This is a genomic window from Shewanella alkalitolerans, from assembly GCF_019457575.1.
Lineage (GTDB): Bacteria > Pseudomonadota > Gammaproteobacteria > Enterobacterales > Shewanellaceae > Shewanella > Shewanella loihica.
The window spans coordinates 784,731-800,672 of sequence record NZ_CP080422.1 but is presented as its reverse complement, the minus strand read 5'-3'; the positions used below and the strand labels follow the sequence as shown (position 1 = coordinate 800,672).

At 54.8% G+C, this 15,942-nt stretch carries 16 protein-coding genes; 9 read left to right on the top strand and 7 right to left on the bottom strand.

Features of this window, described 5'->3' with window-relative positions:
• Window positions 1-550: 550 nt before the first annotated feature.
• From K0J45_RS03610 to K0J45_RS03600, 3 genes are all read left to right on the top strand, one after another.
• Entirely contained in the window at window positions 551-1,378 is an 828-nt protein-coding gene (locus tag K0J45_RS03610) for an SseB family protein (protein ID WP_220044284.1), read from the top strand.
• 162 nt (window positions 1,379-1,540) lie between these two features.
• Entirely contained in the window at window positions 1,541-2,020 is a 480-nt protein-coding gene (locus K0J45_RS03605; RefSeq protein WP_011864513.1) for a YbaK/EbsC family protein, read from the top strand.
• A gap of 143 nt (window positions 2,021-2,163) precedes the next feature.
• A complete protein-coding gene (locus K0J45_RS03600) occupies window positions 2,164-2,841 on the top strand; it encodes an SDR family NAD(P)-dependent oxidoreductase (protein WP_220044283.1) in 678 nt (225 codons plus the stop codon).
• 88 nt (window positions 2,842-2,929) lie between these two features.
• On the opposite strand, the gene K0J45_RS03595 is transcribed toward K0J45_RS03600, so the two are convergent.
• From K0J45_RS03595 to K0J45_RS03575, 5 genes are all read right to left on the bottom strand, one after another.
• Window positions 2,930-3,745, bottom strand: coding sequence for a hypothetical protein (locus tag K0J45_RS03595; RefSeq protein WP_220044282.1), 816 nt, complete (start codon window positions 3,743-3,745; stop codon window positions 2,930-2,932).
• 309 nt (window positions 3,746-4,054) lie between these two features.
• Complete coding sequence (locus tag K0J45_RS03590) at window positions 4,055-4,651, bottom strand: hypothetical protein (RefSeq protein WP_220044281.1); 597 nt, start codon at window positions 4,649-4,651, stop codon at window positions 4,055-4,057.
• A gap of 186 nt (window positions 4,652-4,837) precedes the next feature.
• Window positions 4,838-5,200 carry a response regulator gene (locus K0J45_RS03585; protein WP_144199530.1) on the bottom strand — a complete coding sequence of 121 codons (363 nt, stop codon included), beginning with the start codon at window positions 5,198-5,200 and terminating at the stop codon, window positions 4,838-4,840.
• A gap of 183 nt (window positions 5,201-5,383) precedes the next feature.
• Window positions 5,384-6,466: a rhomboid family intramembrane serine protease gene (locus tag K0J45_RS03580; RefSeq protein ID WP_220044280.1), complete on the bottom strand. Its 1,083-nt coding sequence runs from the start codon at window positions 6,464-6,466 to the stop codon at window positions 5,384-5,386.
• Window positions 6,467-6,480: 14 nt separating this feature from the next.
• The gene (locus tag K0J45_RS03575) at window positions 6,481-7,062 is read right to left on the bottom strand and encodes a hypothetical protein (RefSeq protein ID WP_220044279.1); all 582 of its coding nucleotides are present in this window, start codon (window positions 7,060-7,062) and stop codon (window positions 6,481-6,483) included.
• A gap of 358 nt (window positions 7,063-7,420) precedes the next feature.
• On the opposite strand from K0J45_RS03575, the gene K0J45_RS03570 reads away from it, so the two are divergent.
• Both K0J45_RS03570 and nhaD read left to right on the top strand, forming a co-directional pair.
• Window positions 7,421-8,281, top strand: coding sequence for a pirin family protein (locus K0J45_RS03570; protein WP_220044278.1), 861 nt, complete (start codon window positions 7,421-7,423; stop codon window positions 8,279-8,281).
• 306 nt (window positions 8,282-8,587) lie between these two features.
• A complete protein-coding gene (gene nhaD / locus K0J45_RS03565) occupies window positions 8,588-10,063 on the top strand; it encodes a sodium:proton antiporter NhaD (protein ID WP_220044277.1) in 1,476 nt (491 codons plus the stop codon).
• 135 nt (window positions 10,064-10,198) lie between these two features.
• Here nhaD and K0J45_RS03560 read toward each other — a convergent pair whose 3' ends face one another.
• On the bottom strand, window positions 10,199-11,581 hold the full coding sequence (locus K0J45_RS03560; protein WP_144199540.1) for a Na+/H+ antiporter NhaC family protein: 1,383 nt from the start codon (window positions 11,579-11,581) through the stop codon (window positions 10,199-10,201).
• A 613-nt stretch (window positions 11,582-12,194) separates the two neighbouring features.
• Between K0J45_RS03560 and rihA the strand changes: the two genes are divergently transcribed.
• The 4 genes from rihA (at window position 12,195) to K0J45_RS03540 (ending at window position 15,728) form a co-directional block, all read left to right on the top strand.
• The gene (gene rihA / locus K0J45_RS03555; RefSeq protein ID WP_258406758.1) at window positions 12,195-13,202 is read left to right on the top strand and encodes a pyrimidine-specific ribonucleoside hydrolase RihA; all 1,008 of its coding nucleotides are present in this window, start codon (window positions 12,195-12,197) and stop codon (window positions 13,200-13,202) included.
• A gap of 43 nt (window positions 13,203-13,245) precedes the next feature.
• Window positions 13,246-14,160 (top strand): ribokinase, encoded by a 915-nt coding sequence (gene rbsK / locus K0J45_RS03550; RefSeq protein WP_220044276.1) that lies wholly within the window; start codon window positions 13,246-13,248, stop codon window positions 14,158-14,160.
• A gap of 228 nt (window positions 14,161-14,388) precedes the next feature.
• Window positions 14,389-14,604 carry a ribosome alternative rescue factor ArfA gene (locus K0J45_RS03545; protein WP_220044274.1) on the top strand — a complete coding sequence of 72 codons (216 nt, stop codon included), beginning with the start codon at window positions 14,389-14,391 and terminating at the stop codon, window positions 14,602-14,604.
• A gap of 182 nt (window positions 14,605-14,786) precedes the next feature.
• The gene (locus K0J45_RS03540; RefSeq protein WP_220044273.1) at window positions 14,787-15,728 is read left to right on the top strand and encodes a DMT family transporter; all 942 of its coding nucleotides are present in this window, start codon (window positions 14,787-14,789) and stop codon (window positions 15,726-15,728) included.
• Here K0J45_RS03540 and K0J45_RS03535 read toward each other — a convergent pair.
• Window positions 15,725-15,928 carry a hypothetical protein gene (locus K0J45_RS03535; RefSeq protein ID WP_220044272.1) on the bottom strand — a complete coding sequence of 68 codons (204 nt, stop codon included), beginning with the start codon at window positions 15,926-15,928 and terminating at the stop codon, window positions 15,725-15,727. The two genes, K0J45_RS03540 and K0J45_RS03535, sit on opposite strands and share 4 nt — an antisense overlap.
• Between the last annotated feature and the right edge of the window lie 14 nt (window positions 15,929-15,942).

The window sequence follows — 15,942 nt, the reverse complement described above, 5'->3', positions numbered from 1 at the left end:
CCGACGACTGCATGGATGCAGAAGATAGAGCGAAGCAAGATGCCAGAGCCGAAATGCGTAGATGAAAATGCCGTATAGCCATCATGGACGATGGCTAAGGCTCGGGGGGACAGGAGTCCCATCCGAGTCGTTAGGCGATTTTCATTGGAGTATGAGGCTCCTAACCAATGCAGTTAACTTCGTCTGGGACGGCACGGGGAGATGCAAGGTGAATAATCATCTTTGATGATTGTGCTTACGAACGAGAGGCAGGGATGCCGAACTGGCTTTTATATAGGGATATATTTGGGGATTGCTGGAGATCCCCCTCTTGCCCTGGTGTGGAACGGAGTTCCACGACTTACCTAGGCCGTCAGGCCGCACATTCCAAGATATGGGATGAAAACCCACGACTTTCTTCAGCCGCCAGACCAACTCCCCCACGTGTGAGGAATAGAATCTCAAACGAGGTTTGCCCCCACTCCCCCTAGACCCAGCTAACACCTTGATCTACTATGCCCACTCACCAGGATGTCTGGTCTCTACCAGCTGGCAACAAGGATTTAAGAAAATGGAAGTCACACTCACCCCGAGCAACGCCCTCGAAACCGCCCTGCAAGCCGCATTAAACGACAACAGCTGCGCCAACACTTTCTATGAGCAGCTAATCAAGGCCAGGCTCTACCTGCTGAGCGATGGCCAAGAAACGCCTCAGTCCGATGGCACCACAGAGCTCTCCATCATGCAATGGCACATTCCCGTCAGCGATGATCAGGTGCACTACTTCGTCCCGCTGTTTACCTCCCAGGAGGCGGTCGATCAGGCCAAGGCAGTTATGGAAGCGGAGGACACAGAATTTCACGGCCAGATAGAGATAGATGCGCCTCAGGCATTTCAGCTGCTGCTGACCAACCAGATGGATATGGCGCTTAACCCCAATAGCAATTTATCGAAAGTCGTCAGCAGCGATGAGATCCGCTATATGTTGCTGCCCGACATGGCGCTACTCCCCCAGGGCAATCAGCTCCTGCTGCTGGGCAAGGTTCTTGATGATGGGCTGCCCATGTTTGGCTCGGTGCGGCAAATATTGGCTAACTACCCCAGCGTCAAGGCGGGCTATTTCATCGAGTCATGCGAACTGGATATCCGCCGCGGCGGCACAGACAGCGTCTTCACCCTGGCGCTCACCCTGGAGGGAGACAGGATTAGCGATGATTTCAGCCGCATTCGCAGCGATTGCCGCAACCTACATAGAGAGATTGAGCTTCATGGCTGGGAGATACGCCCCTACCTGCTAAGAAGTGACAAACATGATGAGATAAGCGACTTCTGCCTGAAGAAGCTTGAGCCCTTCTATCGCCCTTCGCTGTTGAGCAAATTCAAGACCTGGTTTAGCTGATCGGCAAGCCAGGCTCGGCGGGTGACTTAATCGATGAAAAGCGCTGCTCAGTCAGCAGAAAAACGGCCTTAAGTCAGCGGTGAAAAGTGCACTCAGCCAGCATTGGGGCCTGGCTGAACTATACTTAGCGATAACGTTTCACAACGTTAACGAGGCAAGTATATGAGTATTTCAAACCGCTTAAATCACTACCTGGCGGAACATGAAGTGAACTATGAGATAGTGCTGCACCGCCACAGCCACAACTCTATCAGTTCGGCGATTGCCGCCCAGCTGGCCCCCGCCCAAGTCGCCAAGGGGGTGATTCTGGAGGATCATCAGGGACGCAGGGTCATGGCTGTGCTACCCACCAATCATAAGATCAACCTCAAGGCACTGGGCGACAAGCTCAACCGCGATCTGCATCTGGTGAAGGAGCAAACCGTCTATCAGATGTTTGACGATTGCGAACATGGCGCCATCCCCTCCCTCGGCGCGGCCTACAATATCGAGACCATCTATGACGACCTGCTGATCGAGGCCAAGGAGCTCTATCTAGAGGCTGGCGATCACACCAGCCTGGTCAGGCTCAGCCGGGAAGATTTCATCAAGCTGATCAAAGACGCAAAACACCTGAGATTCAGCTATCAGAGCATCCACTAGCGCCCTCTTGCCAGGGAAGCTGCAGCTTCCCTTTTTTCTGTCCAGGTTCACGTTCATCCCAATTACAAGAATCCGCCCACTGGCATCGAGAGCCAGTTGCGGCATAATAGGTCGACCTAACACAGCTTCTAAGTGAATGAATCATGATATTAATTACCGGTGCCAGCAGCGGCCTGGGGGCCGCCCTGGCCAAGCGATATGCGGATCTCGGCGAGCAGGTGATGATCTCGGGTCGCAACCAGGCCCGACTGGCCGGCGTCGCACAAGCATCAACGAATCTGCACCCGCTAGCGGCCGACCTTTGTGATGAGCAGGGCGTCGCGACATTACTCGATACCCTGGCGACCATGAGCGGCGGCGCCGCACTCGACACAGTGGTTCACTGCGCCGGCAGCGGCTACTTCGGCCCCATCGCCGAGCAGCAGGCCGATGAGATCCACAAGCTGATGCAGAACAACGTCACCTCCAGCATCTTGCTGGTACGCGAACTGGTGAAACGCTATCAGGACACGCCGCTGCATCTGGTGGTGGTGATGTCGACGGCGGCCCAGCAGCCCAAGGCGGGGGAGTCGACCTACTGCGCGGCGAAATGGGCGGTACGCGGTTTTATCGAGTCGGTGCGTCTGGAACTCAAGGGCAAGCCGATGAAGATCATCGCCGTCTATCCCGGCGGCATGGACACAGGCTTCTGGCCTAGCAGCGGTAAGTCTCTCGATACCTCCAGCTTCATGAGCGCAGACGAAGCCGCCGAGATGTTACAGGGCGCCCTAAAGGCCACCGCCCATGGCCATATAGCCGATATCACCATCGCAAGAGGTTAGGCTGGGCTAGCGCTAAGTTAGACTAACAGCAGAAGAACAACAAAGGCTCGGACTGAAGGCAAATTCAGTACCGAGCCTTTGTTACCCCCTAGTTACAGGCGAAGCCATAGCTGGTCTTATCCGGCCGGGCTCCTGCCTGCTTGGTAACTGTACAGTAGATCTTGCCGTGCTTGTTAGGAACCGAACCTTCGATCCCCATGCCTCGCATCAGCTCGGCGTAACTCTGTGCCTGAGCCAGACTTCCACCGAAACCATAACCGTCACTGGCTATCTCAGAAAGCGGCACTCGTTTACCTAGGTTGTCTCTTGCCAGTTCGGGAATGGCTTTGAAGGCTAATCGCAATTGATCATCGAATGCCTTTAGACGGATATCGACCAGGATTTGGGAGGAGTCTGATAAACTGACGACCCAGGAACGCTCTTGCGTCAAAAGCCCCAAGATGGTCGCAACATTTCGGTAGCTAAAACCGAGCGCATTACCGAGTCGTTGCACCTGATGACTCAACCGGGTGACCCGTTCATTGAGTCTTGAGAGATCTGCGCTACTTAAGTCGGTCGCTAGAACGCCCTCAAAATCGGCGGTCTCCCTTAAGGCGTCGGCAACCGTGATAAACCCCGTATCTGGCGGCAATTTAATGCCCTGCTTTGCCTGTTTGGCTAGCTGCAAATTGATGGCCTTGAGTTCGGCCAATGCGCTAGCGGCTTCGAGCAGATGTGGCTTGTCGCTATTAATCTCGACAACATAGGGGGCCGAAGCGGTCGCCGGACTATCTTCTGCGTAGCGCAGCCTGAACTCGGTCGCCGTCGCCTTCTCTCTGTCCAGGACAACCAGACTCTCATAAGCATTTTTTTCAGCGCCACTTATTTCAGAGCCACTCGTCTCTAGGGAATGAGTCGCTTCCACATGTATCTCTATCAGGGCGTTAAGTTTCGTCTGAGTACAATTATCACAAACATATAGCTGAGTCGCCTGGAGGTTTACGCAATAGAGGGCGGTTAAGCATAGGCAGCGTGCAATTGTTTTTTTCATCGCAATCTCCTTGATTTGAGTTTGTCATCCGTAACAAATCCATACTAGAAAATCTACGCTGTAATACTTCCCGATTATGCCAAGCTTGCTCTTGGAAAATAGCGGACCAAAATTGCACTCAAAACAAAGGCCCAGCCTGTCTCTGACAGTACTGAGCCTTTTCTGTAAAAGCTTACTACCAGATTACTTGCGCTTGAAGATGGCTTCCATCTCAGCGGCTACCGCCCCTGTCTCCTCGGCCTGTACCCGGTCACGCTTCTCGGTGAGTTCGAGAAGCTGACGCTCTAACGCCTCGAGCTGCGCCTCATCCGCCGCGCTGCGCTCTGGCTTATCCTGCAGGGCATAGATGGCTTCGCTTACCCTATCCATCTCATCGAAGATGGCATCCAAGGAGTCAGGATTGGCAGCGTCTTGACGGTCGAGCTCATCCAGCCAGGCGTAAAACTGCTGATTAGTCACGCCAACCTCTGTGGCAGTCTGGTCGATGAAACAGTTGGACAAGGCCTCGGCGTTCTCTTCTGTCATCTGCTCATATTTATCGAAGCAGAACTTCATGGCGCTGCGGTAACCACGCTCCAGCTTGCCGCGGTCGATCCCAGATACCTGCTCCATGGCGGTAAAGTCGCCGCCGGCTTTCATATGCGAGACATTCATCTCGATAAATTTATCGACGTCCACCTCCATGCTAGCCAAGTCATAGGGGGCGTTGTCGGGCAGCTCGGTGCCTTGGGCGCTGGTGAGGATAAAAAACAGTGGTAGTAAGAGTGTTGCTTTCATCATTAATCCCTTATTGATGTGAAAAATCGGTGATGTGAAGAGCCGGTGATGGTCGGTCGACCAGGCGGTGACATCCTTGTTGCCGCCATAAGATAGCTCAGCCCAGTCTGGCCTGTCTAGTGAGAAAAAAGTCGATAGATAAAAGGCGCAGGCATGCAGATCTAATCGAGACAGAGGCCTGAATATGGGTTAGAGATAGGCCTCTATCATCTCCTGAATCGCATCTGGCATCACAGGTTTGGTGATATAGTCATCCACCCCCAGCTTGAGGGCAAAGTCTTTGTCCGACTGCTCCGCCAGCGAGCTTATCACCACCAAGGGGATCTTGGCGGTCTCCTCGCTGCCTTTAAGATGCTGGATCACCTGATAGCCATTGACGTGGGGCATGGTGATATCCAGCAGGATGAGATCCGGCGTCAGGGATTTCAGCACCTCTATGCCACCGCTCCCCGAGTTCACCGAGGTCACGTCATAGTCGTCCCCCAGCATGGCGAGTAATATCCCGGTGCAGACGGGATCGTCATCTATGATCAAGATTTTCGCTCTGGACATTTATCTCTCGCTCTCGCTGTTGGTTTGATTACATTGTATCCAAGTATGGCGGGAATACCAGCCTGCCATAACTCGTTAAGCCTACAGCTTAGACCCGGCTTTTTCGCTTAAGTTTCAGCCACAAAAAACGCGCCCATAAAAAAGCCCCATCAACAGACGGGGTCTTAAATCACCATGAGATAGCTAGCGGGCGATCTTCACCTCAGGTTCGTTGAGCAGCGCCAGCATAGGGTTATTATTCATCACCCGAGTCTTTAGGGTCACGCCCAGGATAAGTCCCATCACGAAGCCACCTATATGGGCCCAGTAGGCCACGCCCTGACCGGCCATCACCAGACCGAAGATGTTGAAGCCTAGCCAGATAGCGAAGAAGGCCATAGGACTGAGCTTCTTCTGAAACACCACAAACATGAAGGTCAGGCTGGCATGGCGGAACCACATGAGGTACATGCCGAACAGGCCGGCGATGGCGCCGCTGGCGCCTACCATATAGATGCCGGAGCCAGGATCGGCGGCGATCTGCGCCGCAGCAGCCGCCAGGCCACACAGGAGATAGAGCGCGAAAAACTTAGTGCGGCCCAGCACATCTTCCAGGTTATCCCCCACCACATAGAGGAAATACATGTTGCCCGCCAGGTGCATGATGTCACCATGAAGAAACATATGACTCACCAGGCTCCAGGGATGGTGTCCTGCAAGCAGATCGTTGGAACGCATGGCAAAGTTCTCAAACACCATATCTGTGGTGCTCAGGTTAAAGCCATAGGCGAAGAAGATCAGGATATTGAGCGCCAGCAGCAGATAGGTCACCAGGGGCGTCGATTTAGGCTTGAGGTTAAACTCCACTGGCATCTTAGAGAGGAACTGGAACAGCCAGGTCTTGACGCTGATGCTACCGTTCAACTCCTCCAGCAGTTGGCGCACCTTGGGCGACTGTACCACCTTGGTGCGCTCATGCTCATCGATCCAGATGCCGCTACATCCGTGGCACAGATCCACCTCAATCTCATAGCCAGCCATTAGATGGTAGCGCTGCATGGCAATATCACAACGATGGCAGCAGCGACTGGAGATCCCCAGTTGATCGCCTAGGGTCTCTTCGATGCGCACGTTATCGTCGCCATTATCGGCCTTAGACAGGGCGGCGTTGAGCTCACCATTCTCGAACCAGAGGCCACCGCACTGGCGGCAGCAATCTACCTCTTCGCCGTGAAATTTAAACACTCTCAGTCGCCCATCGTGGCAACCCGGACAGATATTGGTCATGGGGAGTTCCTTTCCTAATCTACTATGATGTCGTTGCGTCTCAGCTCATCGGCCAGCGCAGTGTAGTTAGCCTTCAATGCAGGCAGGGTGTCATCGCTCATCGCTTTGGTCTGGGCCTTGAGCAGGTCGCCGCCATACTTAGCGCCATAGACACGCCCCTCAATCTTACCGATGATATCGTTCACCTGCAGGTAGAAGCGCCGCGTCTGCGACAGCAGCTGAGGCGGCGTCTCCAGGGTATAGGGCGAGTAGCGCATATTCTCCCACACGAAGGTGGCCAGCGCAGGCCTGTGATTCTTGATGTCAAAAGGCGCCTTACCCGCGATAAATTCGGCGTACTCGTTGATGATGCCGACATTGTCCTGCACCTCGTCATACAGGGCATGACGCAGGTAATAGTTGTTCTGTTTGTTGGTCAGATTATCGAAGGTGATCGCCTGAGACAACCCCTCCTGAGCCGCCAGATAGACGCCGGCAACCGTGGCGATGATCATGAAGATCTGGCTGATCCAGAAACTGGTCTTTACCAGCTCCCTATTGTCTAAACGGGGAAAACGCTTGCCCTCATCAAAGGCGGCTTTGTCATTAACATCCATATCCAGGCTCCGGTAACAAATAACAGGCTCGCCACCACAAGACAATAATGGGGGAAGCTAGGCAAGCGCGGATACTAACACAGGCCAATGATGATTTTGTACAGAGAGATTAAATTTTGATAACAAAAACAAGGATTACCAATCTTATTCTTGATAAAACCCTCACTCGGCCTTAGCCAATTGCCTAGCAACAACTCGGCTAATCATCCTATTTTTTAGAATCTAATATGCGGTATTTAGCGATATTCGTTCGATTAATCCAGTGATAGGCTGATCCCATTCCCGCCAGCTACACTTAAGCAGCGCTAATGCAGTACTGAAGCAGCACCAGGCGGTTCCTAATCAAGAGGTACTAAAGATGAAAGTGATCAGCCAATTTACCGCCCGCCCGGCTATGGATGGCGACGGCGTCAACATCCGCCGTGTGGCCGATTTTATGAATACCCGCTTCGATCCCTTCCTGATGCTGGACGAGATCAAGTCAGACGACGCCAACGACTATATTGGTGGCTTCCCGCCCCACCCTCACCGCGGCATAGAGACCTTTACCTATATCCGCAAGGGCGGCTTCGAGCACAGGGATCAGCTGGGGAACGTCAAGGCGATCAAGGCAGGCGATGTGCAGTGGATGAGCACCGGCAGCGGCGTGGTGCACTCTGAGATGCCCCTGGCCGACGCCCAGGATGGCCTGCACGGCTTCCAGATCTGGCTCAACATGCCCGCCAAGGAGAAGATGCGTCCCGCCATCTATCGCGACAGCACAGATGAGCCACTGCCCGAAACCGAAAACGACAGCGGCGCCAAGCTGCGCGCCCTGGCCGGCAGCTGGCAGCTAACGGGGACCGATCCCATCGAGGCGCCGATTCAAACCTTGGCAGGTGCAGGCAAGATTGCCGATCTCATGCTCGCGTCAAATGGCTCGGCCCAGCTGGATCTGCATGAACGCGAATATGTCGGCCTCTATCTCTATCAGGGAGAGATAGTCAGCCAGGCGGCGCCTGAGAAAGTCTATAGCGCGGGGCAATATCTGGTTGTCGATAGCCAGCAGCTCATCGCGCTTAAGGCGGGCGAGCAAGGCGCAGGTGCCCTGTTGTTTGCCGGTCAACCCATTCGCGAGAAGATAGTGCACATGGGCCCCTTCGTGATGAACACTGAGCAAGAGATCCAGCAGGCGATCGCCGACTATCAGGCGGGGCGATTTGGCAGCATCAAGGCCTAATGCCTGAGATAAACCACACAAAAAGAGGACCTAGGGTCCTCTTTTTTTATGTAAATTCAGCAGCATCCGCAGGCGCCAAAAGCGTGATCCTGTGCTAAGTTTCTAACAACGCAAAACGCGCAATCGTCACAATTCTGATGATAGGTTTATTACCACTTTGTAGGTAAATATTTATTTTTCATACATAATTTTGTCAATTTTATGTGACTTAGCCGTAACTAATACACATAAACTTGAGGCGCATCAAAATTTACAGCAGGAAAGCTGTGGTAATTTTTAAGCTATTCCTAACACAGAGAATACTTAATGAGAAACCTTAAGCCCCACTTTGGCAACCTTGCCAGTACCTTAGCAAGCTTAGTTATATGTTTGGCCGCACTGTTTAGCCCGGCTGTCTTTGCCAGCAGTGGCGAGGCCCATGGGCAGCTGTTAGATCTCACCGCCACCGGCGCCGGCTATGTCGCCGTGGTGATCTTCGTCCTGGCCTATCTGCTGGTGATGGGTGAAGAGGTGCTGCATCTGCGCAAATCCAAGCCAGTGCTGGTCGCCGCCGGTTTGATCTGGGGCATCATAGGTTACATCTATGTGCAGCATGGCATGTCGGAACTCTCCGAGACCGCCTTCAAACACAACCTGTTGGAGTATGCCGAGCTGCTGCTCTTCCTGCTGGTTGCCATGACCTATATCAACGCCATGGAGGAGCGCAACCTGTTTGACGCCCTGCGGGCCTGGATGGTGGGCAAGGGCTTTAGTCAGCGCACCGTCTTCTGGCTCACCGGCTTCATGGCCTTCTTTATCTCTCCCATCGCCGATAACCTGACCACGGCCCTGTTGATGTGCGCCGTAGTGATGAAGGTGGGCGGCGACAACAAGAAGTTTATCGCCCTGGCCTGTATCAACATAGTGGTGGCGGCCAACGCTGGCGGCGCCTTCAGTCCTTTCGGCGATATCACCACCCTGATGGTATGGCAAAAAGGCGTGGTGCATTTCGAGCAGTTCGTCGATCTCTTTATCCCATCCCTGGTTAACTTCCTGGTGCCGGCGGCGATTATGAGCGCCTTCATCGTCAATCAGGTACAGGAGGCGGAAGAGGAGAAGGTGATGATGAAACGCGGCGCCAGACGCATAGTCGGCCTGTTCCTGCTCACCATAGCCACCGCCGTCTGCACCCATAGCGTGCTGGGTCTGCCACCCGTGCTGGGCATGATGACGGGCCTCGGCTTCCTGCAGTTCTTCGGTTTCTACCTGCGTAAGAGCTTCCCCAAGGCGGTGCTCAAAGCCAAAGAGCAGGCGGAGCGCGACAACAACCTCAAGCGCCTGGAGCAGCTGGGTAACGTGGTGCCCTTCGATGTGTTCAGCCGCATCGCCCGCGCCGAGTGGGATACCCTGCTCTTCTTCTATGGCGTGGTGCTCTGCGTCGGCGGCCTGGGCTTCATGGGCTACCTCAGCCTGGTCTCCGAGGCCATGTATACCCATTGGGACGTGACCTATGCCAACATCGCCGTGGGTGTACTCTCCTCAATCGTAGATAACATCCCTGTGATGTTTGCCGTGCTGACCATGAACCCTGAGATGGCTCTTGGCCAGTGGCTGTTGGTGACCCTGACCGCAGGTGTGGGCGGTAGCCTGCTCTCTATCGGCAGCGCCGCCGGTGTGGCCCTGATGGGACAGGCTCGCGGCATCTACACCTTCGCCAGCCACCTCAAGTGGACACCGGTGATCGCCCTGGGCTACGTCGCCAGTATCCTGGTGCATCTCTGGCTGAACAGTTCACTGTTCTAAGTCCGAGTGTCGTATGTAGCGTGTAGCGTGAAGGAATAAAAAAGTTAGATTACCTGTAGTCACCCTATGGGTTAATCAAAAGGGGCGTTGACTAGACTAGTCAACGCCCCTTTCTCTTGCATCTCTCTTACTGACTTAGGCCAAGATAAGGAAACCGATAAAGGTCAGTCCCGCCGCCAGCAGGGCGTAGGGGAGCTGGGTCACCGCATGGCTCACCAAGTTACAGTCTGAGCCCTGGGCCGCCAACACGGTAGAGTCTGAATAGAAACAGGCCTGACTACCGAAGGATGAGGCCGACAGCAAGGCGCCGATCACCAGAGGAATATCGGCATTCACCGCCTGTGCCAGTGGCATCACGATAGGGATAGACACCGCGAAGATCCCCCAGCTAGAGCCAGTGGCGAAGGCCAGAATCGACATGGTCAGGAAGACCACGGCCGGCAGCCACTGAGAGGTCATGAAGGGGCTCAGGTTACCGATCACGTATTGCGGCAGCATCAGCTTATCGCATACATCCTTAAACACGAAGGCTGCGATAACCGTGCCAATGGCTGGCAGCATAGACTTAAAACCGTCGAGCATCTGCTCCATCATCTCTGATAGCGGCATCAGACGCTGCACGCCATAGTAAGGCAGGGTCACCGCCAACGTGGCGATCAACCCCTTGAGCACGTCGATATCGAAGTAGACGGTAAAGCCCACCAGCAAGATTATTGGCACCATGAAGTTATGCAGCTTGCCCAAGTTATCGGCATGCTTAAACTCCTCTTCGATCGCCTTGACGCTGTAATCATCCGAGGTCTGCACCTCGTCGATGGCATCGACCGCCTTGGCCGGTTTACCCGCCAAAGCCGCCAGCTGCGCCTTCTTCATCGGACCGAAAGCAGGCACTATGCCCAGGATCACCAGCAGCACCATGGCCACCGCCAACCAGGCGTAGAGCATGTAGGGAATAGCCGACATATAGACGCTGATCCCCTGGCCCTCGCCCGCCACGCCGTTGTCCACCAACAAACCGCCGAAGAAGACGGCCCAGGTCGATAGCGGCACCAGCACACAGATGGGCGCGGCGGTTGAGTCCACCACATAGGCCAGCATCTCCCGCGACACCTTAAACTTGTCGGTCACCGACTTCATGGTCGAACCCACAGTCAAGGCATTGAGGTAGTCATCGATAAAGATCACCACGCCCAGGATAAAGGTCATCAGCAGAGATGACTTAGGCCCCTTGGCATACTTGAGCGCATGGCGACCGAAGGCCATAGAACCCCCCGTCTTAACCAGGAGGGCGATCAGGGCGCCAAAACCGCCACACACCAGAATCAACCAACCTATGGTTTCATCGGCCATGACAGAGAGCGAGATATCGGAGAAGTTATTCAGCACCTGATCGGGTTGATACAAGACCAGACCCACTAAGGCACCTATGATTAACGAAAGGATTGGACGGCGTAGCCAAACCGCTAACACCAAGACCACCACAGGTGGGATAAGACTTAAGGCTGTCGCGTCAGACATGGCTTAAGGTCCTTCTAAAATTGAGCCGATACGGCAAACTCATTTTACTCGGCGTAAAACCCCAAAGTTTATACGCTTAATTGCTGCTTTATTATGGACATAACGACGTTCGCCCTTAGCGAACCATGCCTTTATTTTTGTACCCCAGCTAAAACATCGGGCGCAAAATAATCTGCATTGGAGACTGAGTCAATCAGAAATAGTTATCCGGCGATAAATAATTTTTCGGCCTCAAACGCAATCAGCACAAACCATTGATAAACAACAATATAAGCAAAATAGAATGCGCTAATTTCGCACACCTTGCAAATTAAGCTTATGCAGCGAAAGCGCTTAATTAATAAGGCCATGCTCAATTAATCTTCGAAGGCGGGATTGCAACTCAAAAAGGCCGAACAACCGCTAACCCCATTAACCAGCAACTCAATAAGCCGCCATTTCGATAAGCCGGCATGTCGATAAGCCCCACATAGATAAGCCACTGAGCCGGTTTCAGTTTATCTTTGCGGCCAGAGACATGCTTTGTCTGCTTAATCACAAATTTTCATCTCAAAGATGACACGCACCTAAAGCGTGTTACTCTGCCACAGGTGTCAATCAAAGGAGCATGACCATGACTCAATCAAACGCTGCCTCACATTCTCACGCAGCAAACGCTTCTCCAAAAGCCATCCGCCCGCTCGCCACGGCGACCCCGATTATTCTCGACTGCGACCCAGGCCATGACGATGCGATCTCCCTGATCCTGGCGATGAGCAGCGAGCGCCTCAATCCGCTGGCGGTCACCACCAGCGCGGGCAACCAGACGCCGGACAAGACGCTCAACAACGCCCTGCGCATCCTGACCCTGCTCAATCGAGCCGACATGCCGGTAGCCGGCGGCGCGGTGAAGCCCCTGGCCAGGAAGCTGATTATCGCCGACAACGTCCACGGCGAGAGCGGCCTCGACGGCCCTAAGCTGCCAGATCCCAGCTTTGATCCCCTAACGCAAAACGCCATCGAGCTGATGGCCGAGAAGGTGCGTCAGAGCGCAGTACCCGTGACTTTAGTACCCTCCGGGCCACTGACCAATATCGCCCTGTTTATCGCCAACTATCCCGAGCTGCACAGCAAGGTGGAGCGTATCGTGCTGATGGGCGGCGCCGCAGGGGTTGGCAACTGGACCCCAGCCGCCGAGTTCAACATCTTCGTCGACCCAGAGGCGGCCGATATGGTGTTCAAGTCGGGCATTCCTATCACCATGTGCGGCCTGGACGTGACCCACGAGGCGCAGATCATGGATGAGGATATCGAGCGGATCCGCGCCATCCCCAACCCTGTGGCCCAGTGTGTCGCCGAGCTGCTGGACTTCTTCATGATCTACCACAGAGATCCTAAATGGGGCTTCACCGGCGCGCCGCTGCATGATCCCTGCACCATCGCCTGGCTGCTAAAACCTGAGCTGTTCACCGCCCAAGAGTGCTGGGTCGGCGTCGAGACCAAGGGGGAACATACCCAAGGGATGACAGTAGTGGATCGCTATCAGCTAACCGGCAAGGCGCCTAACGCCACTGTGCTGTTTGACTTAGATCGCCAAGGCTTCGTCGACCTGATAGTCGACTGCCTCAGCGCCTATAATTAATAGCCCAGGGAGGGTTCGCCCTCCCCTCAGGCGAGAGGACACTATGACCAGACTGTTAATCCTCGGCAGTGCCAATGCCGATCATGTGATGAACCTGGAACACCTGCCCAGCCCCGGACAGACGCTGATGAGTCGCGGCTATAGGCTGGAACACGGCGGCAAGGGGGCTAATCAGGCGGTGGCCGCCGCACGCCTTAGCCAGGACGAGACCCGGGTCGACTTCATCTGTCATCTAGGCCGGGACGCCATAGGTCAGGCAATGGCCCAGGCCTGGCAGCAAGATGGCATCGCGCCCGACGGCATCACCTATACGGACGATCAACCCACGGGCACTGCGATGATCTTCGTCGCCGATAAAGGCGAGAACATCATAGGCGTCTCAGCCGGCGCCAACGCGACCCTGACCCCCGAGGCGCTCGAGCCCCATCTTGAGCTGATCGAAAAGGCCGATTATCTGCTGGTGCAGCTGGAGACCCCGGCGGTGACTGTGCTGGATGCCTTAAAGCACGCCAAGAAGCACGGTGTGACCACCATACTCAACCCGGCGCCGGCCATGGTGATCGGCAAAGATCTGTTCCGCCTGGTGGATGTGATCACCCCCAACGAGACAGAGGCCGAAGCCATCACAGGCATAGAGGTGACCGATGAGCAGAGCGCCAGAATGGCGGCGCAGATGCTGCATCAACTCGGGCCGCAGACGGTGATCATCACCCTGGGCAAGCAAGGTGCCCTGCTCAGCACCAAGGACTATTGCGCCCTGATCCCTGGCGTTCAGGTGAAAGCTGTAGACACGGTCGCCGCCGGCGATACCTTTAACGGCGCCCTCATGGTGGCCCTTGGCGAGGGAAAGTCTGTCGAGGAGGCGGTCACCTTTGCCCACCGCGCCGCCGCCATCTCGGTGACCCGCGCCGGTGCCCAGCGCGCCATCCCCTATCGCCACGAACTGGCAGATATCTAGCAAGCTTTGATGTTGGCCCTTGTCCTCTCCTTTGAGGCAGGGGCCAACCCTATTTCACCCAATACAGTTAGGCATAAGTTACTGAATTAAAGAATAAAACATTATTTGCTAATCTGTGATAAAATACTGTTTGCTTTTTAAGCAATCAAGAAGTAATCTTGCGCCGCCTGAAAGAGTCAGGCACGACAAACAGAGACAGGTTTAACAGAGATAGTAAGAGGAACAACCATGAGCAAACAATCGCGCCGCAACGCGCACGCTCCCCACGAGAGCGGCCGTGGCGTCATCAAGGACAACGCCTTAAAGGCGATAGTCACCAGCGAACTGTTTAAGATGCGCGTCGAGAAACCCAAGAAAGGCAAAGGGTCATACAAACGCCAACAACAAAAGGGGCATATGCTAAAGGGCAATGCCCCTTTTGACTTATTAAGCCCCTGCGTTTGACACCAAGAAATGAGTCGATACCAAAGATCCGACTCGGCCGTCATCCCCCTTTAGCCTTTTACCATAAACCGCCCATCATAAATTTTTCTCAAGGCCACACTTGACCATAGCTTTCCGGTGCGAACTGGGTCAAAATCGCCTCTATCACTCTTTGCTTATTTTTGTACCAGGGCCCTGCTAGCATGTCTTCCCCTACTCAAGCCTACGCCGCTCAACTGCCGCGCCTGGTGCCTGTTTCGTTTCTGGCCGTGGTGCTCATCTGGTCCACCACCCCCTTGGGGATCGTCTGGAGCAGCGAGACGGTGCATCCCACCATGGCGGTACTCTCGCGCATGGTGATCGCCCTGATCATTGGCAGCCTGATCATCCTCTTTAGCAGCATACGCCTGCCCTGGCATCGCACCGCCTTCAAGCTCTACGCCTATTCGGCCATAGGCATAGTGGGCGGCATGTTGCTGAGCTATTTTGCCGCCCGTTATCTGGCCTCGGGCACCATGTCGCTGCTGTTCGGCCTCTCCCCGCTGGTATCAGGCCTGTTAGCACAAAGGCTGCTAAACGAACCTAAATTCAGCCCCATGCGGATCATGGCGCTCATTCTGGCATTCTGCGGCCTTGGCGTGGTCTGTTCGGCCAAGCTCGCCCTGGGCAGCGATACTTGGATAGGCCTGGTGTTGATCCTCTTTGCCGTATTTCTCTTCAGCCTCAGCGGCGTGCTGATCAAGACAGTTGAGCTAGCGATTCACCCCATCGCCAGCACGGTCGGCGCCTTGCTGTTTTCGACCCCACTGTTTGCCCTGGCCTGGTTGATATTCGATGCCAGCCTGCCGGTGGAGACCTGGTCGACGCGCTCCATCGCCGCCATCTTCTACTTGGGGATCTTCGGCTCCTTGATAGGCTTCATCGGCTACTTCTATATTCTGCAGCACCTCAATGCCAGCACAGTCGCCCTGGTCACGCTGATCACCCCGGTATTTGCCATGGCCCTGGGCGCAATGGTGAATCATGAGCAGATCTCCCAGACCCTGATGATAGGTGCCGGCCTGGTGCTGGCGGGGCTCGGCCTGTTTCAGTGGGGCGATACCCTACTGGCCCGACGAATAGCCAGAGTCACCTCACAGCTCTAACGCTTTATCAGGCAGGCCTGGCGCTCGCGTCGGGTGCGGCCCTTATCTGCACGGCCGCAATCTGCCTGGCCCCTGTCCGCGCCCGCCAGGCGCATTAACTTGCAGATATAGTCGATACGTTGCCGGTAGGCCTCGCTGCTGGCATACAGGGTCCGGTTGACCACAAATCCCAGCAGGGGAGCTTGATTGCATAACCTCATCGCCGACTCCTTAT